General features: G+C 27.9%; 25 protein-coding genes and 1 riboswitch. All 25 genes read left to right on the forward strand.

The features are described from left to right. Nucleotides 1–9: 9 nt before the first annotated feature. On the forward strand, nucleotides 10–717 hold the full coding sequence (gene sigE, locus QOZ93_RS03455) for an RNA polymerase sporulation sigma factor SigE (RefSeq protein ID WP_111942820.1): 708 nt from the start codon (nucleotides 10–12) through the stop codon (nucleotides 715–717). 75 nt (nucleotides 718–792) lie between these two features. Continuing rightward, nucleotides 793–1,566, forward strand: a complete 774-nt coding sequence (gene sigG, locus QOZ93_RS03460; RefSeq protein ID WP_111942818.1) for an RNA polymerase sporulation sigma factor SigG — start codon at nucleotides 793–795, stop codon at nucleotides 1,564–1,566. Nucleotides 1,567–1,663: 97 nt separating this feature from the next. After that, nucleotides 1,664–1,969 carry a YlmC/YmxH family sporulation protein gene (locus tag QOZ93_RS03465; RefSeq protein WP_307355121.1) on the forward strand — a complete coding sequence of 102 codons (306 nt, stop codon included), beginning with the start codon at nucleotides 1,664–1,666 and terminating at the stop codon, nucleotides 1,967–1,969. 98 nt (nucleotides 1,970–2,067) lie between these two features. Continuing rightward, nucleotides 2,068–2,529, forward strand: coding sequence for a transcriptional regulator NrdR (nrdR, locus tag QOZ93_RS03470; RefSeq protein ID WP_111942816.1), 462 nt, complete (start codon nucleotides 2,068–2,070; stop codon nucleotides 2,527–2,529). Between the two features lie 171 nt (nucleotides 2,530–2,700). Further along, a complete protein-coding gene (pgeF, locus tag QOZ93_RS03475) occupies nucleotides 2,701–3,408 on the forward strand; it encodes a peptidoglycan editing factor PgeF (protein ID WP_307355122.1) in 708 nt (235 codons plus the stop codon). Nucleotides 3,409–3,438: 30 nt separating this feature from the next. Then, nucleotides 3,439–4,134: a response regulator gene (locus QOZ93_RS03480; RefSeq protein WP_307355124.1), complete on the forward strand. Its 696-nt coding sequence runs from the start codon at nucleotides 3,439–3,441 to the stop codon at nucleotides 4,132–4,134. A gap of 2 nt (nucleotides 4,135–4,136) precedes the next feature. Continuing rightward, nucleotides 4,137–5,828, forward strand: a complete 1,692-nt coding sequence (gene pnpS / locus QOZ93_RS03485; protein ID WP_307355125.1) for a two-component system histidine kinase PnpS — start codon at nucleotides 4,137–4,139, stop codon at nucleotides 5,826–5,828. A 199-nt stretch (nucleotides 5,829–6,027) separates the two neighbouring features. After that, complete coding sequence (locus tag QOZ93_RS03490; protein WP_111942808.1) at nucleotides 6,028–6,909, forward strand: phosphate ABC transporter substrate-binding protein PstS family protein; 882 nt, start codon at nucleotides 6,028–6,030, stop codon at nucleotides 6,907–6,909. Between the two features lie 23 nt (nucleotides 6,910–6,932). Beyond that, nucleotides 6,933–7,823, forward strand: a complete 891-nt coding sequence (gene pstC / locus QOZ93_RS03495) for a phosphate ABC transporter permease subunit PstC (protein WP_111942806.1) — start codon at nucleotides 6,933–6,935, stop codon at nucleotides 7,821–7,823. After that, nucleotides 7,824–8,711 (forward strand): phosphate ABC transporter permease PstA, encoded by an 888-nt coding sequence (pstA, locus tag QOZ93_RS03500; RefSeq protein ID WP_307355126.1) that lies wholly within the window; start codon nucleotides 7,824–7,826, stop codon nucleotides 8,709–8,711. 19 nt (nucleotides 8,712–8,730) lie between these two features. Continuing rightward, the gene (pstB, locus tag QOZ93_RS03505; RefSeq protein ID WP_307355127.1) at nucleotides 8,731–9,480 is read left to right on the forward strand and encodes a phosphate ABC transporter ATP-binding protein PstB; all 750 of its coding nucleotides are present in this window, start codon (nucleotides 8,731–8,733) and stop codon (nucleotides 9,478–9,480) included. Nucleotides 9,481–9,512: 32 nt separating this feature from the next. Next, on the forward strand, nucleotides 9,513–10,169 hold the full coding sequence (gene phoU, locus QOZ93_RS03510) for a phosphate signaling complex protein PhoU (RefSeq protein ID WP_111944391.1): 657 nt from the start codon (nucleotides 9,513–9,515) through the stop codon (nucleotides 10,167–10,169). 54 nt (nucleotides 10,170–10,223) lie between these two features. After that, nucleotides 10,224–11,042 carry a substrate-binding domain-containing protein gene (locus tag QOZ93_RS03515; RefSeq protein ID WP_307355128.1) on the forward strand — a complete coding sequence of 273 codons (819 nt, stop codon included), beginning with the start codon at nucleotides 10,224–10,226 and terminating at the stop codon, nucleotides 11,040–11,042. Between the two features lie 114 nt (nucleotides 11,043–11,156). Then, nucleotides 11,157–12,491 carry a DUF512 domain-containing protein gene (locus QOZ93_RS03520; protein ID WP_307355129.1) on the forward strand — a complete coding sequence of 445 codons (1,335 nt, stop codon included), beginning with the start codon at nucleotides 11,157–11,159 and terminating at the stop codon, nucleotides 12,489–12,491. Between the two features lie 2 nt (nucleotides 12,492–12,493). After that, complete coding sequence (der, locus tag QOZ93_RS03525; RefSeq protein WP_111942796.1) at nucleotides 12,494–13,822, forward strand: ribosome biogenesis GTPase Der; 1,329 nt, start codon at nucleotides 12,494–12,496, stop codon at nucleotides 13,820–13,822. Further along, the gene (locus QOZ93_RS03530; RefSeq protein ID WP_307355130.1) at nucleotides 13,815–14,819 is read left to right on the forward strand and encodes an NAD(P)H-dependent glycerol-3-phosphate dehydrogenase; all 1,005 of its coding nucleotides are present in this window, start codon (nucleotides 13,815–13,817) and stop codon (nucleotides 14,817–14,819) included. The genes der and QOZ93_RS03530 overlap by 8 nt, the downstream gene beginning before the upstream one ends. A gap of 313 nt (nucleotides 14,820–15,132) precedes the next feature. Next, nucleotides 15,133–16,611, forward strand: a complete 1,479-nt coding sequence (gene spoIVA / locus QOZ93_RS03535; RefSeq protein WP_111942794.1) for a stage IV sporulation protein A — start codon at nucleotides 15,133–15,135, stop codon at nucleotides 16,609–16,611. A 181-nt stretch (nucleotides 16,612–16,792) separates the two neighbouring features. After that, complete coding sequence (locus QOZ93_RS03540; protein ID WP_111942792.1) at nucleotides 16,793–17,776, forward strand: asparaginase; 984 nt, start codon at nucleotides 16,793–16,795, stop codon at nucleotides 17,774–17,776. Nucleotides 17,777–17,860: 84 nt separating this feature from the next. Beyond that, a riboswitch (purine riboswitch) is annotated at nucleotides 17,861–17,960 on the forward strand. A 96-nt stretch (nucleotides 17,961–18,056) separates the two neighbouring features. Beyond that, entirely contained in the window at nucleotides 18,057–19,415 is a 1,359-nt protein-coding gene (locus QOZ93_RS03545) for an NCS2 family permease (protein ID WP_307355131.1), read from the forward strand. Between the two features lie 231 nt (nucleotides 19,416–19,646). Beyond that, on the forward strand, nucleotides 19,647–20,528 hold the full coding sequence (locus QOZ93_RS03550; protein WP_307355132.1) for a YicC/YloC family endoribonuclease: 882 nt from the start codon (nucleotides 19,647–19,649) through the stop codon (nucleotides 20,526–20,528). A gap of 19 nt (nucleotides 20,529–20,547) precedes the next feature. Continuing rightward, the gene (gene remA, locus QOZ93_RS03555) at nucleotides 20,548–20,820 is read left to right on the forward strand and encodes an extracellular matrix/biofilm regulator RemA (protein ID WP_111942786.1); all 273 of its coding nucleotides are present in this window, start codon (nucleotides 20,548–20,550) and stop codon (nucleotides 20,818–20,820) included. After that, nucleotides 20,821–21,438, forward strand: a complete 618-nt coding sequence (gmk, locus tag QOZ93_RS03560; protein ID WP_111942784.1) for a guanylate kinase — start codon at nucleotides 20,821–20,823, stop codon at nucleotides 21,436–21,438. Beyond that, nucleotides 21,431–21,655 (forward strand): DNA-directed RNA polymerase subunit omega, encoded by a 225-nt coding sequence (gene rpoZ / locus QOZ93_RS03565; protein WP_111942782.1) that lies wholly within the window; start codon nucleotides 21,431–21,433, stop codon nucleotides 21,653–21,655. The genes gmk and rpoZ overlap by 8 nt, the downstream gene beginning before the upstream one ends. Nucleotides 21,656–21,657: 2 nt before the next feature. Further along, nucleotides 21,658–22,848 (forward strand): bifunctional phosphopantothenoylcysteine decarboxylase/phosphopantothenate--cysteine ligase CoaBC, encoded by a 1,191-nt coding sequence (coaBC, locus tag QOZ93_RS03570; RefSeq protein WP_307355133.1) that lies wholly within the window; start codon nucleotides 21,658–21,660, stop codon nucleotides 22,846–22,848. A 58-nt stretch (nucleotides 22,849–22,906) separates the two neighbouring features. Beyond that, complete coding sequence (gene priA / locus QOZ93_RS03575) at nucleotides 22,907–25,108, forward strand: primosomal protein N' (RefSeq protein ID WP_307355134.1); 2,202 nt, start codon at nucleotides 22,907–22,909, stop codon at nucleotides 25,106–25,108. The last annotated feature ends 16 nt before the right edge of the window (nucleotides 25,109–25,124 follow it).

Below are 25,124 nucleotides of genomic sequence, written 5' to 3' on the forward strand. Positions count from 1 at the left end.
GGAAAGATTATGACTAAGTTAAAGATATTTTTAAATAAGATTCTTTGCAAATTTAAGGTTTTTACAAAGAATGTTTTTTACATAGGTGGAAATGATGCATTACCACCTCCATTGACAAAGGATGAGGAAGAAAAGCTTGTTAACAAGATTTTAAATGGAGAAGAAGAAACTAGATCTATTTTAATTGAAAGAAACTTAAGATTAGTTGTATATATTGCAAGAAAATTTGAAAATACAGGTGTTAATATTGAAGATTTAATTTCTGTTGGAACTATAGGACTTATTAAGGCTGTTAATACATTTGATCCTAATAAGATGATTAAGTTAGCGACGTATGCTTCTCGATGTATTGAAAATGAAATTTTAATGTACTTAAGGCGTAACAGCAAGGTAAAAGCTGAAATATCATTTTATGAACCATTAAATATAGATTGGGATGGAAATGAACTTCTACTTTCGGATATTTTAGGTACTGATAATGATATGGTATATAATATGATAGAAGATGAAGTTGATAAACAACTTTTGATACTTGCTATGAAAAAATTAAATAATAGAGAAAGAGAAATTGTAGAATTAAGATTTGGATTAAATGGTAAAGGAGAAAAAACGCAAAAAGAAGTTGCGGATATGCTTGGAATCTCTCAATCTTATATTTCTAGATTAGAAAAAAGAATAATAAAAAGATTAAAAAAAGAAATTAATAAAATGTTATAAGGTTGTCTTATGTATAAAAATCTAATCATAAGGGGAAAATTTTAATGCAACTATACTGAAGGGATGGATGACCTTATGATGAGTAATAAAGTTGAGATATGTGGTGTTAATACATCTAAATTGCCTATCTTAAAAGAAAAAGAAATGAAAGAATTATTGTTGAAGCTTAAAGATGGTGATGAAATAGCAAGAGAAAAATTTATTCAAGGAAATTTAAGGTTAGTATTAAGTGTTATTCAAAGATTTAATAATAGAGGAGAAAATGTAGATGATTTGTTCCAAGTAGGATGTATTGGATTGATTAAATCCATAGATAATTTTGATCTATCTCAAAATGTTAAATTTTCAACTTATGCAGTTCCTATGATAATTGGAGAAATTAGAAGATATTTAAGAGATAATAACTCAATAAGAGTAAGTCGTTCCCTTAGAGATATAGCCTATAAGGCATTGCAAGTTAGAGATAGTTTTATTAATAAAAATAATAAGGAACCAACTGTATCTCAAATTGCAAAGGAACTAAAAATTGATCGAGAAGATGTTGTATTTGCATTAGATGCTATCCAAGATCCAGTATCTCTATTTGAACCTATATATCATGATGGGGGAGATGCAATTTTTGTAATGGATCAAATAAGTGACAATAAAAATGCAGATGAAAATTGGATTGAAGATCTTTGTATTAATGAAGCAATGAAAAAGCTTAATAGTAGAGAAAAACTTATTTTAAATTTGAGATTTTTTAATGGAAGAACTCAAATGGAGGTTGCAGATGAAATAGGAATTTCTCAAGCTCAAGTATCAAGATTAGAAAAATCTGCATTGAAGCATATGAGAAAATTTATTTAAATTAAGGCCTTAGTGCCTTATTTTTTTAACATATTTTATGAAAAAACAGCATATTTATATTAGAGATGAGACTATATTAATGTTAGGAGGGGGAAGCTTGGAGAATGTAATACAGGAAGAATTATTTTCTTTAAATAATCTTAAAACCATGGAGGTTATTGACATAGATACTGGAAGAAGATTAGGACATATTAAGGATTTAGTTGTTGATTGTGAGGAATATAAAATAGATTATATTTTATTACCACAAGAAAAAAATTCGTGGTTTGGAAAGGAAAATTTCTTACAAATTCCTTGGAATAATATTGATAAAATTGGTATAGATGTTATCTTAGTACATGCAGAACTTAAATTTAATGCAGAAAATTTTAAAGAAAATAATACAAATAACAAATTTTTTTAATAAATTTGATAAAATTTGAAATTATGTATGGAAATTTTTTAATAAAAATGTTAATATGAGAATGACAATTTATAAATTCTAAAGGAAGATGCTGAAAAATGAAATGTCCATACTGTAATTATAATGAAAGTAAGGTTGTAGATTCAAGATCTACAGATGACAATTCAGCTATTAGAAGAAGACGAGAATGTTTAAACTGTGCTAAAAGGTATACTACATATGAAAAGGTAGAAGATATACCTATTTCCGTTATAAAAAGAGACTTAAGTAGAGAATATTTTAATAGAAATAAAATCATAAATGGATTAATTAAGGCTTGTGAGAAGAGACCAGTATCAAGAGCTAAAATAGAGTCAATAGCTGAAGAAGTTGAAAAAAAATTATACAATGAAATGTTAACTGAAGTAAGGTCAGAGTACATAGGAGAATTAATCATGGATATGTTAAAAGATGTTGATGAAATATGTTACGTAAGATTTGCTTCGGTTTATAGACAGTTTAAAGATATTAATACTTTTATGGAAGAGATAAAAAGTCTCATGGAAAGAAAAAAATCATAAAATTTTAAGTACTAGTGGAGGGCTATGTTATAATATTTTTATAACATAGCCCAAGTTTTTATTAAAATAAATATTATGGTATTGGTTAAAATTAGGTTAAATATGTTCTGAAAATTTTAAAATAAGTATAATTAATGATAAAATAAATTGAAAAACATATAGAGGTGTAATATGGAGTTTAAATATATAGAAGATTATAAGTTTATAAAATTTAATTATGATAATGTGTATATGTTTTTTTCAACGGCTGAGGGAAATCTAGATTTTAATAAGAATTTTCCTAAGGGTATTGAAAACTTAAATAATTTAAAAAGATGGTTTAATGTTGATTATGTATCTTATTTAAATCAAACTCATTCTGATAAAGTGTTAATTGCAGATGATAATGTGTATGATGGAGATGCGTTAATTACCAATGAATTAAATAGAATTATAGGAGTATTTACAGCAGATTGTGTTCCTATTTTACTTGTAGATAAACAAAATAAAGCTATAGCAGCAGTACATAGTGGATGGAGAGGAACTGTACAAGATATAGTTTTGAATACTATAGAAGAATTAAAGAATAAATATAATTCCAAAGAAGAAAATATAAATGTTTATATAGGTCCTCATAATAAAAAATGTTGTTATGAAGTAGGTGAAGATGTTATAGAATTATTTAGAGAGAAAAAATGTTTTAATGAAAGTATGTATGTAAATGGCAAAATTAATTTAGAAGCATACATAGTTGAAACCTTAATTAATAAAGGAATAAAAAGAGAAAATATTTGTACTGAAAATTTATGTACGTATTGTAATAAAGATACTAAATTACATTCTTATAGAAAAGAAAAAGATGGTTATGGAAGAATGTTTTCATTTGTATTTATAAAATAAATTTATATTTTAAAATAAGGAGTGTAAGGTATGAAAAATGCTCGAATTCTTATAGTTGATGATGAGGAACATATTCAAGAATTAATAAAATTTAATTTGGAGAAAAATGGATATAAGGCTTTTTGTGTAGGGAATGGTCTAGATGCTATTAAAGTTGCAAAAGAAGAAATTCCGGATTTAATTTTATTAGATTTAATGTTACCAGGTATGGATGGATATGATGTTTGTAAGCAAATAAGAAATGATTCTAGCTTAAGTAATATTCCTATTATAATGATTACAGCTAAAGGAGAGGAATTTGATAAAATTTTGGGGTTGGAATTAGGGGCTGATGATTATATAACAAAACCTTTTTCAATAAGAGAACTTATGGCTAGGGTTAAAGCTATTTTAAGAAGAATAGTAATGCAAAATGAAGATAAGTCATATAGATTTGGAAATATACTTATAAATTTTGAACAACATGAAATAAGCAAAGAAAATAAAAAAATAGATTTAACATTAAAAGAATTTGAACTTTTAGAGATATTAATTAAAAATAAAGGTAGGGTCATGACCAGAGAATTTTTATTGGATAAAATTTGGGGATATGAATACATAGGAGAAACTAGAACAGTAGACGTTCATATTAGACATTTAAGAAAAAAGATTGAAGATGATGATAAAAATCCAAAATATATCCAAACAGTTAGAGGGATAGGGTATAGATTTAGTATAGGAGATTAGAGATGAAAAAAAAGATAATGATATCTATGTTTTTGTCTATTACAATAGTCGTAGGTATAGTTATATTTTTAATATCTAAAGTATTTGAGTATAAACAAGAAGAATTAGTTACTAATTATCTGAGAGCAAATAATGATCTTATGAGATCGTTTTTATCTGAAAATAAAGGGCTTAAAAAAGATCATATAAAAGAGAAAGAAATTAGGGTAACTTATATTAATTCTAGAGGAAAAGTTTTATTTGATACAGAATTAAATGATGGAAAATTAGAAAATCATAATGAAAGAAATGAGATAAAGGGAGCAAAAGAAAAAGGAGAAGGAATAAGTTTAAGAAAATCAGTTTCTTCTAATAAAAAAATGTTATATTTAGCTACAAAGTTAGAAAATGGGGACATTATTAGAAGTTCAATTTATATGGATAGTATTTCGCTTTTAAATAATAAATTTCTAAATTATTATTTAATTATTATTGTAGTTATTTTAATATTTACTTTATGGATTTGTAATAAGATAACGTATATAATAGTAAAGCCTATTAAAGATTTAGATTTTGCTACTGATAGAATTGCTAAGGGAGAATTAAATAGAAGAGTTAATATAACTTCTGCTGATGAATTAGGTGCTTTAGGTAAAAATTTTAATTCTATGGCTAATAAATTGCAAAAAACAATAAATGAAGCATTGGATAATCAAAATAGATTAGAGGCTATTTTAAAATGTATGGATAGTGGAATTATTGCAGTAGATAGGAATTTTAATGTTATTATGATAAACCCATATGCAGAAAGAATTTTTGGAATTGATGAAGATATTATGGGTAAATCTCTTTTAAATAATATTAAAGATTATGAGTTGGAAAAAATTCTTTTAAATAATGATAATGAATATAAAGAATTTAAGATAATGTGGCCTCAAGAAAGAGATCTTAGGATAAAGACTACAGATATAATAAATAGAAATGAACATATAGGAAAGGTAGCTGTAGTTCAGGATATTACTGATATTAAAAAACTTGAAAATATGAGATCTCAATTTGTTGCAAATGTATCCCATGAACTTAAAACACCTCTTACTTCTATAAAAGGTTTTGCTGAGACATTAAAAGAAGTGGATGATGTAAAATATAGAGAAAAATTTTTAGACATAATAAATAATGAAGCAGAAAGATTAACTAGGCTTATTAATGATATATTAATACTTTCTCATATTGAAAATAAAAAAGAAATTAAAAAAGAATATATTAATGTAGATGATCTTATAAATGATGTATTTTTATTAATAAAAAGTCAGGCGGAGTCTAAAAAAATAAAATTAACTTTAGAAGGAGATAAGATAGATAACATATTAGGTGATGGTGATAAATTTAAGCAAATGCTTATTAACTTGATTGATAATGCAGTTAAATATAATCACTTAGGAGGGTATGTTAAAATACTTTGTAAAAGTTATGATAAGTACTTTACTATAACAGTAAAAGACAATGGCGTGGGAATTCCAAAATCTGAAATATCAAGATTGTTCGAAAGATTTTATAGAGTAGATAAAGCAAGATCAAGAGCCAACGGGGGAACAGGATTAGGACTTGCAATAGTAAAACATATAATCATCTTATTTAATGGTGAAATTTTTGTGGAAAGTGAATTAGGTAAGGGAAGTTTATTTATAGTAAAGATTCCATATGAAGAGGGATAAAATTTATAAATTAAAGGAAACATAAACCTAAAGATTATTTTAAGATAATCTTTAGGTTTATTTTTTGTAAAATTTAATTAACATGTAAAAAACTTAACTTAACTTTTAAGTAATTTGGATTTAACTTTAAATTAGTATATTTATATTAAAGATTAAAATGCTAAAGGATAAAAGTAAATTAATTTTGGAGGTATAAAATATGAAAAACAGTTTTACTAAAATAATAAGTTTATTAATAGCAAGTACACTGATAATAGGGACATTTGTAGGATGTGGAAGTTCAGAAACAACTAAAGCACAAAAAGAAAATAATAATGCTCAGACTATTACAGCCATTGGATCTTCAGCTTTACAACCTTTAGTAGAAGAAACAGCCAAGAATTTTAAAATTAAAAATCCTCAAGTTACAATTAATGTACAAGGTGGTGGAAGTGGAGCTGGTATAAATCAAGTATCTGAAGGAACAGCGGATATAGGGAATTCCGATGTGTTAGCAGAAAAGAAATTAAAAGATAAAACAAAGTTAGCAGAATTAATAGATAACAAGGTATGTGGAATTGGATTTGCAATGGTAGTTAGTAAAGATGTAAAGGTCAATTCTCTAACAAAAGAGCAGATTCAAAAAATTTTTATTGGAGAAATAACTAACTGGAAACAAGTTGGAGGAGAAGATAAAGAAATAAGTGTAATTAATAGAAGTTCTTCTTCAGGAACTAGAGCAGCTTTTTTGGATAAAATTATGGAAGGCAAAAAAGAACAAGAAAGTTTGGGAATAACTCAAGATTCTAGTGGTGCTGTAAAGACGGCTCTTCAAAGTACAAAAGGGGCAATAAGTTATTTAGCTTTACCTTATATAACAGAAGAGGTTAAAAAAGATATTAATTTATTGAAAATAGATAAAGTAGAACCAACAATTGAAAATATTATAGAACATAAGTATGATTTTTGGTCATATGAACACATGTATACAAAGGGTGAAGGAAAGAGAGTAGTAAAAGATTTTATAGATTATACTATCGGTGAAGAAAATAGTTCTACTATTGAAAAAATGGGATATATTCCTGTTAAAAATTTAAAATAATTTTTAGATAGGCAGTGTTAAAAATGGAAAATAAGAATTTTTTTAATAAGTTAAAAAATGAATATTTAGGAAACATATATGCTACTTTTTGTGGAGTATTTATAGTTATAATAACTTTTTCTATTATTTTATTTTTGGCTAGTAAGGGAGTGAAAAGTTTTATTAACAATGGTGTATCTGTAAAAGAATTCGTTTTTTCGGGACATTGGTCTCCAGAAGGAGATATACCTTCCTTTGGAAGTGCTAAGTTTATTTTAGGATCTACTTTAGTATCTTTAGGAGCAATACTAATAAGTACTCCTATTAGTATAAGTTTAGCTTTATTTATAACCTATATATCACCAAACATTGGCAAAAAAATTTTAAGACCTGCAATAGAATTATTTGTTGGAATACCTTCAGTTTTATACGGATGGCTTGGAGTAACCTTATTAGTACCCTTAATAAAAAATATTTTTGGAGGAATAGGATTTAGTCTATTTGCAGGTATTATTGTATTAAGCATAATGATACTACCTACAATAACAAGTCTTACATTAGACACATTAAAAAATATTCCTAAAGAGTATATGGAAGCTTCTTATGGAATGGGGGCAACAAGAAGTCAAACAATATTTAAAGTGTTGCTTCCGGCAGGAAAAACTGGAATTTTAACAGGTATAGTTTTAGGATTAGCAAGAGCTTTTGGAGAAGCTTTAGCAGTACAAATGGTTATAGGAAATACTCTAAAGTATCCAGATAGTTTATTAAAACCAGCAACTACTTTAACATCTGTTTTGACTATGGATATGGCAAATACCTTAAATGGTACTCCGTGGAATGATGCTCTTTGGTCTTTAGCATTATTACTTCTTTTAATTTCCTTTTTATTTATATTGATTATTAAATTTATAGGAAAAAAGGGGGAAAAATAAATGAATAGGGAGTTTAAGGATAAAGTATTTACAGGATTTTTATATTGCATAAGTATTTTTGTATTAATATTACTTGCTTTTCTAATAGGATATATTATTATCAATGGAATACATGGATTAAATCCTAAATTTTTATTTGGAACATCTCTTTTTACCGTTGATGGTAAAGGAGGAGTAGGAATACAATTATTTAATTCAATATATATACTAATTTTATCTTTATTAATTTCTGTGCCTTTAGGTATAGGAGGAGGAATCTATTTAGCAAAGTATGCTAAGAAAGGTTTGTTTATAAAAATTCTTAGAATTTCAATTGAAGCTATGGCATCCCTTCCTTCTATAGTAGTTGGATTATTTGGACTTTTAGTATTTGTAAATAAAACAGGATGGGGATTTACATTATTTTCAGGAGCATTAGTGCTGAGTATATTAAATTTACCATCTTTAGTAAGGGTAAGTGAAGATGCTATTAGCACCTCATCAAAAGGTGTAGAGGAAGGAAGTTTGGCATTAGGGGCTACAAAATGGCAAACTATAAAAAAGGTAATTCTTCCAAGGGCTATTCCACAAATTTTAACAGCTATTATATTAGCGGCTGGCAGAATATTTGGAGAGGCAGCGGCTTTATTATATACTGCAGGTATGAGCGCACCGAATATAAGCTTTAAGGTAACAGAATTATTTTCTAAAAATGGAGCATTAAATATTTTTAGACCTGCGGAAACTTTATCGGTATTCATATGGAAAACTAATTCAGAAGGAATGATGTCCAATAGTGGAAAGATAGCTAGTGGGGCGGCTGCTGTTTTAATAGTTATGGTTATAGTTTTTAATATAATAGCTAAGTTAATAGGAAAGAAAATGAGCAGATCATATGAAGGGCACTAGAAAGGAGAAGAATAAGTATATGATAATTGTATCGAAAGATTTAAATCTTTATTACGGAAGTAATCATGCTTTAAAGAATATAAATATAGAGATAGATAAAAATAAAGTTACAGCATTAATAGGACCTTCTGGTTGTGGAAAGTCAACTTTTTTAAGATGTTTAAATCGAATGAATGATTTAATAGATAGTGTAAAGATTAAAGGAGAGGTAATTTTTGAAGATAAAAATATTTATTCGGAAAGTTACAATATAATAGATTTAAGAAAAAGAGTGGGTATGGTATTCCAAAAGGCCAATCCGTTTCCTATGAGTATATATGATAATGTAGCTTATGGACCAAGGATACATGGAATTAAGAATAAGAAGATTCTAGATGAAATAGTGGAACAAAGCTTAAAAGGTGCTTCTATTTGGGAAGAGGTAAAAGATAGATTAAATAAAAGTGCTTTAGGTATGTCAGGGGGACAACAGCAAAGACTTTGTATAGCTAGAACCTTGGCTGTTAAACCCGAAATTATATTAATGGATGAACCTACTTCAGCATTGGACCCTATTTCAACTTTAAAAGTCGAGGAATTAATGGAAACGCTTAAGAAGAATTATACAGTGGTAATTGTAACTCATAATATGCAGCAAGCAGGAAGAATTTCGGATAAAACTGCATTTTTCTTAAATGGTGAAATTATTGAATTTGGAGAGACTAATGAAATATTTTATAATCCCAAAGATAAAAGGACAGAGGATTATATAACAGGAAGATTTGGATAGATTATAAGTACTAAGAAAGAGAGATGAATGAAATGGTTAGAGTAAGCTTTGAAAGTTCTATGGAAGAACTTCACAACGATATAATAAGAATGGGGTCAATGGTAGAAAAACAATTATATAATGCTGTTAAATCTGTTTTAAATAAAGATTCTATTATGGCCGAGGAAATAATTAAAAAAGATGATGAAATAGATGATTTTGAAAAAGATATAGAAGATAAAGCAATAAAACTTATAGCAACTCAACAACCATTAGCAGGAGATCTTAGAAATATTTTTACTTCAACTAAAATAGTAACTGACCTAGAAAGAATAGCAGATCATGCAGTGAATATTAGTAAAATGACTATAAAAATTAAAAATAGTAATATGGAACAAGAACTAGTTTTGATAAACGACATAGTAGAAATTATATTAAATATGTTCAGAGAATCATTGGATTCTTATGTTGAGGGCAATGTAAAAAAGGCATATGAAGTATGTGCAATGGATGATGAAGTGGATAGATTGTATGGTCTTGCGTTTACCAAAATTATAGATTCCATAAATGAAAAAAGTAAAGATATAGATACTATATACAGAATACTTTTAGCCTATAAATATTTAGAAAGAATAGGAGATCATATAACTAATATATGTGAATGGACTATATATCTAGTTACAGGTGAAAAAGTTGATTTAAATGAATAAAAAAAATAATATGAGAAAAACTAAGAAAAACATTAAAAGATTCGAGGGATTTAAATGAAAAAATTCTTGGCTTTTTTGTGTATTATAAGTTGTCTATTTTTTGCAGCATGTTCCACATTACCTTTAAAATTTAATAATGCTAAAAATGAAGAAAATAATAGTCTCATTCTTTATTGTAGTAATGTAATAAAACCAATGGCTGATAGTATAGTTAAAGATGTAAATCTAAATAGTAAATATAAAATAGAAATAAAAACTATAGATGAAGCCGAAGTGGATTCTATATTAAAAAAAGGGAAAGAAGCATGTGTTTTTATGGGGTTTGAAGAAAGACAGACAGAAAATATTGCAATAGAAACTATAGGGAAAGATGGTATAGGAATTATTACAAGTGCAGGTTCTAAATTAGAAAATATAAATTTTGAAAATTTAAGAGATATATATAGTGGTAAAGTAAATAGATTTGAAGATAATCCTAATAAAGAAAATATAATAAAATTTGTAATGTTCGATGATAATAACACTTTAAGAAAAAAATTTAATAAGCAAGTTATGGAGTTTCCTTCTAAAATTATGTATGATTCCAAAGTAGAAGTTGTTAATACAATGGATGAGATGATAAGTAAGGTAAAACAAGAAGGATATATCGGATATACTAATTTGCAATATGGAAAAAGTAATGGAATAAAAACTTTAAAACTTAATGGAGTTCATTTTTCAAAGGATAGTATTAAGACACTAACTTATCCTTTAACATATAATTTAAATGTTATCTATGATAAAAAATATAAAAAAGAATCTCAAGAATTTATAAATTATCTTAAAAGCATTCAAGGAAAAAGAACTATAGAAAACTTTGCTGTTGGAACTTAATGAAAACCTTCCTATATAAGGAGGGTTTTATTAGGTTTGAAGTAAATAGATTGACTAAAAAAGAGAATTAGGGTAATATAAAGTGATGTATGTTGTTTATCAGAGGAGGTTTAAATGAAAAATCTTATAAGCAAAGTTAAACCTAATAGTATTGCTGAGGAAGTAGGAATAGAAGTCGGAGATTTTCTTATTAGTATAGACGATACAGAGATTAAAGATATTATAGACTATAAATTTTTAACTACAGATGAAGAACTAGTTATTACTATAGAAAAATCTAATGGTGAGATTTGGGATATAGAAATTGAAAAAGATTATGATGAAGAAATAGGTATTGAGTTTCAGAAAAGTATTATGGATGGCGCTAGAAGCTGTATGAATAAATGTATTTTTTGCTTTATAGATCAAATGCCTAAAGGAATGAGAAAAACCCTATATTTCAAAGATGATGATTCAAGATTATCTTTTTTACAAGGTAATTTTGTTACTCTTACCAATATGAAAGAGGAAGACATAGAAAGAATCATAAAATATAAAATTAGTCCTATTAATATATCTATACATACTACAAATCCCGAATTAAGAAAAAAGATGTTGAATAATAGATTTGCAGGTAAAGCTTATGATTATATGAAGAGATTTGCAGAAGCAGGAATAATTATGAATTGTCAATTAGTGCTTTGTCCTGGAATTAATAATGGAGAAGAGTTTTATAGAACAATTAATGATTTATATAAGTTATATCCTTATGTGAATGATATAGCAGCAGTTCCAGTAGGGGTTACTAAGTTTAGAGAAGGATTGTTTGAACTTAAAACTTATACAAAAGAAAGTGCTAAGAAAGAAATTGAAGATTTAAAGCCTATGCAAGAAAAATTTATGAAGGAAATACAAACTCCTTTTGTTAGACTTTCTGATGAGTTTTATGTTTTGGCAGGTGAAGAGGTACCAAATTATGATTTCTATAATGGATTTGGACAATTAGAAGATGGAATTGGTATGATAAGAATTCTTAGACATAATATACATAATAGTTTAGATAATTTAAATCTAAACAAAAAAGGAAGCTTTACTGTAGTAACTGGAGTTTCCGCTTATAATGAAATTAATAACATATGTAAGAGTATTAAGGATAGAAATCCTAATATAAAAATTGAAGTTAAAAAAATTATAAATTATTTTTTTGGAGAAACTATTACGGTAGCAGGATTATTAACAGGGAAAGATATTATGGAACAGCTTAAAAAAGGAGAAATTGGGGATAATATAATTTTGCCTAATAATGTAATTAGAAAAGGCTACGAACTTAGTGATGATAATAAACAAATTCTCTTAGATGATTATACTATTGAGGACTTACAAAAAGAACTTGATAGAAAGATAATTTTATGTGATTATACAGGAGAAGATTTAATTAATATAATTAATGAATATAGTGAGGAGGAATAAATATGGCAAAACCTATCGTTGCTATTGTAGGAAGACCTAATGTAGGTAAATCTACATTATTTAATAAATTAGCAGGAAAAAGAATAGCTATAGTAGAAGATACACCAGGAGTTACAAGAGACAGAATTTATGCAGAATCAGAGTGGTTAAATCACAAATTTACAATGATTGATACAGGTGGTATAGAACCTAAATCAGAGGATATAATTTTCTCACAAATGAGAAGACAGGCTGAAATGGCTATAGAAACAGCAGATGTTATAATGTTCCTAGTTGATGGAAAGCAAGGTCTAACAGATTCAGATAATGAAGTTGCACAAATGCTTAGAAAAAGTAAAAAACCTATAGTTTTAGTTGTTAATAAGGTTGATAGAGTAGAGTTAGAAGATAGTATGTATGAATTTTATAATTTAGGTTTAGGTGAGCCTATACCAATTTCAGCTAATCAGGCACTAGGTTTAGGAGATATGCTTGATGAAGTAGTTTCTCATTTTGAAGCTATAGAAGCTTTAGAAGAGGAAGAAGAGGATATTGTTAAGATTGCTGTTATAGGAAAGCCTAATGTAGGAAAATCTTCTTTAATAAATAGAATTTTAGGCCAAGACAGAAATATAGTAAGTAATATACCAGGAACTACTCGTGATGCTGTTGATAGCTATGTTGAAACAGAAGAAGGAAAATTTGTCTTAATAGATACAGCTGGTATTAGAAGAAAGAGTAAAGTAAAAGAAGAGATAGAAAGATATAGTGTAATCAGAAGTTTAGCTTCTGTTGAGAGAGCTGATGTTTGTATATTAGTTATAGATGCAGAAGAAGGACTAACAGATCAAGATGAAAAAATCATTGGATTTGCTCATGAACAAAATAAAGCTATTTTAGTTGTAGTAAATAAATGGGATTTAGTTGAAAAAGATAATAAGACCTTAGATATATACACAAAACAATTAAAACAAGGATTAAACTTTATGAACTATGCAGAGTACCTATTTATATCAGCTAAAACTGGTCAAAGAGTAAATAGAGTGTTACAAAAAGTAAAAGAATGTTATGAGAGCTATTCATTTAGAGTTCAAACAGGTCTTTTAAATGATGTAATAAATAGAGCGCTTATGATGAAAGAGCCACCAGTAATTTGTGGTAGAAGATTAAAGATATTCTATGTAACTCAAGTTGGTGTAAAACCACCTACATTTGTATTCTTTGTAAATAATCCGGAGCTTGTACATTTCTCTTATAGAAGATATTTAGAAAATCAATTAAGAGACGGATTTGATTTTAAAGGTACAGGAATTAAATTTATATTCAGAGAGAGGAATGATAAGAATGATTAAAGCTACATTTCTCGGAGGGGGCAGTTTTGGAACTGCTCTCTCTACTGTATTAGCTAAAAGAGATGATTTAGATATTGTTATTTGGGATAGAAATGAAAATGTAATTAATGATATAAATTTAAAACATGAAAATTCTAAATATTTAAAAAATATTCAATTATCTTGTAAAATTAAAGGCCAAAAAGATCTAAAAACTGCGGTGGAAGGTGCAAAATTTTTAATTTTGTCTCTTCCATCTCATGTTATAAGGGAATATAGTAAAAAGATCAGACCTTTTATATCTAAAGATACAATTATTATTAGTATTGCTAAAGGATTAGAACAAGGAACTTTAAAGAGAATGTCCGAGATAATTTCAGAGGAGGTTCCTAATAATCCTGTAGTTATATTATCAGGACCAAGTCATGCCGAAGAGATAAGTATAGGTATTCCAACAGTTATTGTAGCATCTTCTAAAGATAAAAAGTACTCTCAAGAAGTTCAAGATCTTTTTATGAATAAAGATTTAAGAGTATATACTAATGATGATTTAGTAGCTGTTGAATTAGGGGGTGCTGTTAAAAATATTATAGCATTAGCCGCAGGAATTTTAGATGGTATGGGATATGGGGATAATGCTAAAGCTGCGTTGATGACAAGAGGTATGAGTGAAATTATCAGAATAGGTGTTAAATTGGGTGGTGATTTAAAAACTTTTTATGGTTTGACTGGTATGGGAGATTTAATAGTTACTTGTACTAGTGTTCATAGTAGAAATAGAAGGGCAGGAATTTTAATAGGACAAGGTATGAGTATGGAAGAAGCTTGTAAAGAGGTTAATATGGTTGTAGAAGGAGTAAAAGCCTGTAAAGCTATATATGAATTAAGAGAACAAATAAATGTTTCTATGCCTATTACAGAGGCTTTATATGATGTATTGTATAAAGGAGCTAATGTAAAGGAATGTATACAAGAATTAATGACAAGAGAAAAAAAAGATGAAATTATAGATTTTTAAATTATAAGATCTCCTAATAAATATTATACTATCATTGATATGAAAAACTAGTTTATTATTTTTATTAGATAACATACGAAAAACTCCTTGTTAATGGTTGTTTGGTCACTTCCATTTAAACACAAGGAGGTTTTTTCTTATTAAACTTTTATCAATTAAAAAATGTTAATATAAAATAATTTCTTTAATACAATACTAGAAATATACGTTGCTATATTTTAATATAAATAAAAATATTTTTTAAAGAGGTTATAAATAAATTTATTCTTCAATATATATATATTGATAAAAAGCAAATGGGAGGGTGTATATATTGGAGAATTTTGATATATATAAAGATATTGCAGAAAGAACCGAGGGGGACATATATGTTGGTGTAGTTGGTCCCGTTAGAACGGGAAAATCAACGTTTATCAAAAGATTTATGGATCTTATGGTAATACCGAACATAGAAAATCCTCATAAAAAAGAACGTGCTAAGGATGAACTTCCTCAAAGTGCTTCAGGAAAAACTATTCATACAACAGAACCTAAATTTGTACCTAATGAAGCTGTAGAAATTTCTTTTGATGAAAGTACAAAATTAAAAGTTAGAATGGTGGACTGTGTTGGATATATAGTTAAGGGGGCGTTAGGTTATAAAGAAGGGGAAGGTCATAAGATGGTAAATACACCTTGGTATGATTATGAAATTCCCTTTGAAGAAGCCGCTGAAATTGGTACTAAAAAAGTTATAAATGAACATTCTACTATAGGTATAGTAGTAACTACAGATGGGTCTATAACAGGTATACAACGAGAAGAATATCTAGAGGCTGAGGAAAGAGTTATTAATGAGTTAAAAGTTATTAATAAACCTTTTATAGTAGTATTAAATAGTAAAAATAGTACTGCACCTGAAACTTTAGAATTGAAAAAAAATATGGAAGAAAAATATGATATTCCAGTACAAGTTATAGATGTTTTAAATATGACAGAAGAACATATAAAAGAGATTTTTGCTAAAGTATTAAAAGAATTCCCTGTAAAAGAGATAAAAATAAACATGCCATCATGGATTGAAAAATTATCTCCAGAACATTGGTTAAAAATAGACTTTTTAAATGTAGTAAAGGGTATGTGTAAAAATATATTTAAGTTAAGGGATATAAAAGAATCATTTAAAAGTGTAGAACAATGTGAATTTCTTCAAAATAATCTTTTAAAAGAAGTTAATATGGGAGATGGTACGGCAACAATGGTACTTAATCCTAAGGGGGATTTGTTTTACAAAGTTTTAAGTGAAGTAGGTCAATGTGAAATTAATGGAGAAAGTGATTTGTTAGGTATAATAAAAGAATTTCATGAGGCGAAGGTTGAGTATGATAAGATTAAAGATGCCTTAAGAGATGTTAAAGAAACAGGATATGGTCTTGTAGCACCTCAACTTTCAGAAATGAGATTAGAAGAACCTAAAATTGTGAAACAAGGTAATAGATATGGCGTTAAGTTAAAGGCCAGTGCACCTTCTCTTCATTTAATTAAGGCCGATATAGAGACAGAGGTATCCCCAATAATGGGAACAGAAAAACAAAGTGAAGAATTAGTAAAATCTTTGTTAGAACAATTTGAGAATGATCCATCAGAAATTTGGCAAAGTAATATGTTTGGAAAATCTCTTGAAGTATTAGTAAAAGAAGGATTACAAAAGAAATTATATAAAATGCCAGAAGATGTTCAAACTAAAATACAAAAAACTTTAGAAAAGATTATTAATGAAGGTAATGGCGGATTAATTTGTATAATTTTATAAAGTTAATAATAAAACACTTTGTTTTTACAAAGTGTTTTATTATTTTAAAAAAAGTATGAAAATGATGAAAAGTATCAAAAAAGAATAAAAATTTAATTTTATTCCATGACATAGTTAAAAGGTAGATATATAATTAGATTGTATGAAATTAATAATTGAAAAACAGGAGGGGATTTTAGGTATGAAAAAGGTTGCTATAGTATTTAATGGGGGAACTATAAGCATGAGAGTTGATCCTAAACTTCAAGCAGCAGTACCTACTTTAGATGGTGAACAAATAATGTCAATGGTAACAGGAATTGAAGAATATGCGGAAATTGAAACATATACTTTTTCAAGTTTACCAAGCCCACATGTTACTCCAAAGCTTATGATGGAGTTATCAGCCTATATACAAAAACTTTTAAATAGGGAAGATATTGTAGGAGTTGTAACTACTCATGGAACAGATAGCCTAGAAGAAACAGCATATTTTTTAGATTTAACTTTAAATTCTAATAAACCGGTAATTGTTACAGGATCTATGAGAAATAGTTCAGAGTTAGGATATGATGGTCCTGCTAATTTAGCTGCATCTATATGCACCGCTATTTCGGAAGAAGCCAAAGGTAGAGGGGTTTTAGTGTGCTTAAATGATGAAATAAATTGTGCATCAGAGGTTACAAAGGAACATTCTATGCATTTAAATACATTTAAGAGTCCTGAATTTGGACCAGTAGGTATTGTAGATAATAATGAGGCCATATTCTACAGAGATAATCTTAATAAACAAAAAGTTTTAACAGACAAAATAGAAACTAAGGTAGATTTGATTAAAGCCGCTGCAGGGATGGATGGTAAGTTCATAGATTTTGCTGTAAGTGAAGGAAGCAAAGGAATAGTTATAGAAGCTATGGGAAGAGGAAATTTACCTCCTAAAATGGCTGAAGCTGTAGAAAGAGCCATGGCAAAGGATGTAATAGTAGTAATGGTGTCTAGATGTTTTAAAGGAAGGGTACTAGATAGTTATGGATATAAAGGTGGAGGAAAAGAATTAAGAAATGCTGGGGTTATATTTGGAGACAGGCTTCCAGGGCAAAAAGCAAGAATAAAATTAATGGTAGCCCTTGGTAGAACTACAGATAAAGAAGAAATAAGGAAAATATTTGAGCAGGATATATATTAAAATACGAACAATATAAGTGATAAAAAAATAAATGTTCGAAAATCCATTGACAACGTAATATTAATTTGATAAGATTTAATTAATAAAACAAGCGAATAACTTGCTTATATAATACTGAAAATATGGTTCAGTAGTTTCTACCGAATACCTTAAATATTCGACTATAGGCTTGTCTTTGGTAATATATAAATTTTGTTTGTAAATAATTAAATTTATATAAATAAAAAACCTTAAGATAGGACTATCTTAAGGTTTTTATTATTTTATGGAGGGTATGTTAATGGAAAAAATTTTTAAACTTAGGGAAAATAGTACAGATACTAAGAAAGAAATAATAGGGGGGATTACAACTTTTTTAACTATGGCGTATATTATTGCTGTAAATCCTAGTATTTTAAGTGTGACAGGTATGGATAAAGGAGCATTAGTTACAGTAACATGCATAACAGCGGCAATTATCACTATTTTTATGGGGGTATATGCTAACTTACCTTTTGCCTTGGCATCTGGTATGGGATTAAATGCTTATTTTGCTTTTTCAGTTTGTTCTAAAGATGGTATGAATATACCTTGGCAGGTGGCTTTAACAGCAGTGTTTGTTGAAGGTATCATATTTATAGTGTTATCAGTAACTAATGTCAGGGAGAAAGTAGCTAATTGTATTCCTAAAAATATGAAGTTAGCCGTAACGGCTGGGATAGGTTTATTTATAGCTTTTATAGGATTTTGTAATGCAGGTATAGTTGTAGCAAATAAATCAACAAAAGTATCTATTGGTGTTTTAACTTCACCTACTGTATTAATAGCTTTAGTGGGAATTTTAGTTATTGTAATATGCAGTGTAAAGAATATAAAAGGAAGTATTTTACTTGGTATATTAAGTAGTACTATAGTAGCATGGATATATGCTTTAGTACTCCCAGAAATGGCAGCTAAGCATATGATTTTTGTACCAAATAAAATATTTGAGTGTACAAGTATAAAACCAATTGCATTCAAATTAGATTTTTCATATATGGCGGATACAAAAATGTTAGGAAATTTTATAGTTGTAATATTTTCATTTTTATTTGTAGATTTCTTTGATACGGTTGGAACTTTAGTTGGTGTAGCTTCAAAAGTAGGTATGGTAGATAAAGATGGACATGTGAAAAATGCAGGAAAGGCGCTTTTAGTAGACGCTATAGGTACAACTTTTGGTGCTGTTTTGGGTACATCTACAGTAACAACATTTGTAGAAAGTTCTTCTGGTGTTGCAGAAGGGGCTAGGACCGGATTAGCATCTATTGTTACTGGAATACTTTTTTTTATTGCAATGTTCTTTTCACCATTATTTACAAGTATACCTGCTTGTGCTACAGCCCCAGCACTAATTATGGTGGGATTTTTTATGATGCAAAATATTGTTAAAATTGATTTAAATGATTTTACAGAGGGTGTACCAGCATTTTTAACTATAGCACTTATGCCATTGACATATAGTATAGGCGATGGATTAACAATTGGACTATTTTCTTATGCACTTATAAATGGAATATATAATATTATGCAAAAAATAAAAGGGCAAGAAAGAAAAGATGTTTCACCTGTAATTTATATTTTAGCAATTTTATTTATATTAAAATTCATATTCCTATAATATTAAAATTTATGTTAAAATAAAATATAAAATTAACTCTCTTTATTTAGTAGGTTTATTTAATAAAGAGAGTTTTTATTTTGATAAATTGTAAACTATTTGTGTAAAATAGTTGATTTTTTTATGAAAATATGTTTTAAATAATATGATAAGAATAAAATTTGAAATAAGTATTTTTTTTTATGTATAATTTATAGTATATTTATAGACCATAATTGGAAGGTGAATAGTATGGCAAATAGTATGACTGGGTTTGGTAGAGGTACCAGCACAGATGGTGGTAAAACCTTTATAATAGAAATCAAAAGTGTAAATCATAGATTTCAAGAAGTATCGGTGAAACTTCCAAGAACATTTATGTCCTTAGAAGACAGGATAAGAACACAAGTTAAGAATTCTTTAAAAAGAGGAAAAGTAGATATATACATAACTCAGAAAGATTACGAAAAAGAATCTACTGAAGCTGTTTTAAATATTAGTTTGGCTGAAAGTTATTTAAAGTGTTTTAAAACCTTAAGCGAAAAATTTGGATTAAGAGATGATGTTACTGTAGGATCTATTTCAAGATACCCTGAAGTTATTTCATTAGAACAAAAAGAAGAAGATTTAGAAAAAGTGTGGGGCATTATGGAAAAAGCTTTACAACAAGCTATTGAAAATTTACTTTCTATGAGAAAACAAGAAGGTAAAAAATTAGAAGAGGATCTTTTAAACAAATGTACTCATATAACACAATTGGTAGATTCTGTAAAAGAAAGATCACCGCTAGTGGTTTTAGAATATAAAAATAAATTAAGTGCAAGATTAAAGGATTTAATGGATGAAGTGAAGAATTATGATGAGGGTAGAGTTGCTATGGAAATAGCTATATTTGCTGATAAGGCTAGTATAGATGAAGAAATAACAAGACTATATAGTCATGTTGAGCAAATTAAATCTACATTAAATTTAAATGAATCCATTGGAAGAAAATTAGATTTTATTGTACAAGAAATGAATAGAGAAGCAAATACTATTGCCTCAAAAGCAAATGACCTAGAAATATTAAATTATACTTTAGAACTTAAAAATGATATTGAAAAAATTAGAGAACAAGTACAAAATATTGAATAATTACATGTAGGAGGGTTTTATGAATATAAAATTAATAAATATAGGATTTGGTAATATTGTATCAGCTAATAGATTAGTTGCTATAGTAAGTCCGGAATCAGCACCTATAAAAAGAATAATTCAAGAAGCTAGAGATAGAGGAATGCTTATAGATGCTACTTATGGTAGAAGAACAAGAGCGGTTATTATAACAGATAGTGACCACATAATTTTATCAGCAGTTCAACCTGAAACTGTAGCTCATAGATTATCTGTTAAGGATGAAGAAGCTATGGATGAGGTGGATGAATAAATGAAACAAAAGGGGTTATTAATAGTAATATCAGGTCCATCAGGTGCAGGAAAGGGTACCGTTTGTAAGGAAATACTAAAGAATGAAGCTTATTGGTTATCAGTTTCCGCAACAACAAGAACACCTAGAGCAGGTGAAGTTAATGGTAAAAGTTACTTCTTTTTAGAAAAAGAAGAATTTATAAAAAAGATAGAGAATAGCCAATTCTTCGAGTATGCAGAGGTATACGGAAATTATTATGGAACTCCTAAAGATAAAATAATGGAAAAGATCGATGCAGGTATAGATGTAATTTTAGAGATTGATATTCAAGGTGCATTGAAGGTTAAGGAGATCTATCCAGAAGGTGTATTTGTATTTATTATGCCTCCATCTATGAAAGAACTAAAGAATAGAATATTAGGTAGAGGAAGCGAAACTGAAGAAAGTTTGAATTTAAGATTCCAATCGGCGTTTAAAGAATTAAATTATGTATCAAAATATAACTATATGGTAATAAATGATATAGTAAGCAATGCTGCTGAAAAAATAGAGGCTATAATAAAGGCCGAAAAATGCAGAGCAGATAGACAAAAAGATTTTTGTGAAGATATAATAGGAGGCTATGAAAATGACTAATTCAGATGCAATGATAAACCCATCAGTGGTAAATTTATTAAAAAAGGTAGATAATAGATACTCTTTAATAATTTCTACTTCAAAAAGAGCTAGACAAATTATTGATGGCGAAGAAGTACTTGTAAATACAAAATCTACAAAACCACTTACAGTTGCTATAAATGAGATTAATCAAGGCGTTATAACAGTTCAAAGAATAAAGGATGGTATCAAATAACCATGCTTAAAAATAAGACCGTGGTTTTAGGAGTTACAGGTGGAATTGCAGTATATAAGGCTTTAGATCTTATTAGTAGGTTAAGAAAACGTGATATTACTGTTCATGTTATTATGACTAAATCTGCAACACAATTTGTAAGTCCCTTAAGTTTTCAGAGTTTAAGTCAAAACATGGTTATTTCAGATATGTTTGCAGAACCTAAAGCATGGGAGATTCAACACATATCTTTAGCTCAAAAGGCTGATTTATTAGCTGTAGTTCCTGCTACAGCTAATATTATAGGAAAAATTGCAAATGGCATAGCAGATGATATGTTAAGTACTACAATAATGGCAACTAACGCTCCAGTTGTGTTTGCTCCAGCTATGAATTGTAACATGTACAATAATTCAATAGTTCAAGAAAATATAACTAAATTAAAAAAACATGGTTATGATTTTATAGAACCAGTCAAAGGTAGACTTGCTTGTGGAGATGAAGGAATAGGAAAGCTTGCAGATACAAGTTTAATAGAAGAAGCTATTTGTAGTAAATTATATGATGTAAAAGACTTAAAAGATAAAAAAGTAATTGTTACAGCAGGACCTACAATAGAAAGAATAGATCCTGTAAGAATAATAACTAATAATTCTTCTGGTAAGATGGGATATGCTATAGCGGAAGAAGCTAGAGATAGAGGTGCCCATGTTGTTTTAATCTCAGGACCTACAAATTTAAAACCTCCTTATGGAGTAGAATACATTTCCGTTAATACTAATGAAGAAATGTATAATGAAGTTATGAAATATTATGAAGAGGCTGATATTGTAGTTAAAAATGCAGCAGTTGCTGATTATAGACCTAGGGCGTATAGTGATAAGAAAATAAAAAAAGGTTCTGAAGAATTTACTATAGAATTAGTAAAAAACAGAGATATTTTATATACTTTAGGACAAAATAAAAAGAACCAAGTCTTAGTAGGATTTGCAGCTGAGAGTCATGATGTTATAGAAAATGCTGAGAAAAAAATAAAGAAGAAAAACTTAGATTATATAGTTGCTAATTGTATTTTAAATTCTGATACTGGATTTAAATCAGAGTATAATAAAGCTACTATTTTATCTAAGGATGGATTAAAAGTTCAAACAGAGAGAATTACAAAACGAGAACTTGCAAGTGAATTATTTAATTTAATAAACAAAAAGCGCTAATGCGCTTTTTTCTTTATTTATTATAGTAAATTACATTTAGTTTTGAAAAGGTGATAAAGTGAGTGAATATGCAGGAATTATAATTAATTCTTTAACGAATGCTATAGATAAACCTTTTACTTATAAGATACCAGATTGTTTTTTAGAAGATTTGTTGATAGGACATAGAGTTATGGTTCCCTTTGGAAAGGGTAATAAACAAGTAGAAGGATATGTAGTAGAGTTTATAGAGGAAGAAGATATAGATTTTTCTTTTTCTATAAAAGAAATTTCAGTAATTTGCGAAAAAGAACCTTTATTAAGTATAAGTGATATAGAACTTATTAAAATAATGCGTGAAAAATATCTTTGTACATATATTGAATGTATAAGATTATTTTTGCCTAGTGGTATTAGTAAAGGCATGAAGTTCAAGAAAAAAGAAATTTTATATAAAATTAAAGAACTAGAAGGAAGATATAACAAAGAGCCATATATAAGTATTATGAAATATGTGGAAGAAGAATCCCTAGAAAGAAGTCAAATAAAAAGTAAATATAATCTATCTATAAGTTCTGTGAATACCTTAATTAAAAATGGATTTTTGAGGTTAAGACCTGAAATAGATTGGAGAACTGGTAATAGGAGTTACAAGTATTATGATAAAAAGATTCTAAATAATATGCAAGTAAATGCGTTGAATTCTATAATGTTTTCAGAAGAAAACAAGTTTCTTATACATGGAGTTACAGGGAGTGGAAAAACAGAAATATATTTAAGCTTAGTAGAAAATATGCTTAATAAGGGAAAGCAAAGTATTATACTCGTACCAGAAATTTCATTAACCCCTCAAATGATAGAAAGATTTCACGGAAGATTTGGGGAAGAAGTGGCTATTTTTCATAGCAGACTTTCTCAAGGAGAAAGATTTGATCAATGGATGAGAGTTAAGGAAAAAAAGGTAAATGTAGCTGTAGGGGCTAGATCAGCCTTGTTTTTACCTTTTGAGGATTTAGGACTTATTATAATTGATGAGGAACATGAATCAAGTTATAAGTCCGATAGTGATCCTAAGTATAATGCAAGAGAAATAGCTTTTTGCATAAGTGAGTTAAAAAATGTAAAAGTAGTTTTAGGTTCAGCTACTCCTAGTTTGGAGACTTATTATAATGCATTAAAAGGTGAATTAAAGTTAATCAATTTAGATAAAAGAGTGTCTGATAAACCATTACCAAAATCTACAATTATAGACATGAGAGAAGAACTTATGCAAAATAATCGTTCTATATTTAGTAGAGCATTATATAATGGAATTAAGGAACGGTTAGAAAAAAAAGAACAGGTTATTTTGTTTTTAAATAGACGAGGGTTTTCACCCTTTGTATCTTGTAGAAAATGTGGATATGTTTTTAAATGTAAAAATTGCGATATAAGTTTGAACTATCATAATAACGGAAATATGGTGTGTCATTATTGTGGATATACTGAAAGTTCTGTTACGGTATGTCCTAGGTGTAAAAGTAAATATGTGAAATATTTTGGTATAGGAACAGAAAAAGTTGAAAGTGAAGTTCGAAAATATTTTAAAAATAGTAGAGTTATAAGAATGGATTATGATACTACAAGAAAAAAAGATTCTTATGAAAACTTATATAATGTGTTTAAAAACAAAAAAGCAGATATTTTAATAGGAACTCAAATGATAGCAAAAGGTTTAGACTTTGAAAATGTAACTTTAGTTGGGGTATTAGCTGCAGATTTATCTTTAAATTATCCTGATTATAGGGCGACAGAAAAAACATATCAACTTATAACTCAAGTTGCAGGGAGAGCTGGAAGAGGAGAAAAAGAAGGTGAAGTTATCCTCCAAACTTATTCTCCAGATAATTATAGTATTGTATATGCATCGGAAAATAATTATAGGGATTTTTTTAAAGAAGAGATATGTCTTAGAAAAGCTTTAGATTATCCACCTTTTTCTAAAATACTTTTAATTAATATAAGTTCAGAGAATAAGGATAATGTTTATAAATATGTTACTATTTTAGAGAAAAATTTAAAAGATATTTTGACAAAATATGATAAAATAAATATGTTAGGGCCAAGTCCTTCTTCTGTATTTAAATTAAAAAAAGAATTTAGATGGACTATAATTTTTAAGGGAGATTTTAAAAATCAATTTGCATCTAAGGTAAAAGATATAGTATATAAAACTTTAAATGAAAATAATTTTAAAAATATAAAAATAGGAATTGATATAAATCCTAATTCCTTTATATAATAAAGAGTAGGAATTA

It is taken from the genome of Hathewaya limosa, assembly GCF_030815255.1.
GTDB classification, from domain to species: domain Bacteria; phylum Bacillota; class Clostridia; order Clostridiales; family Clostridiaceae; genus Hathewaya; species Hathewaya limosa.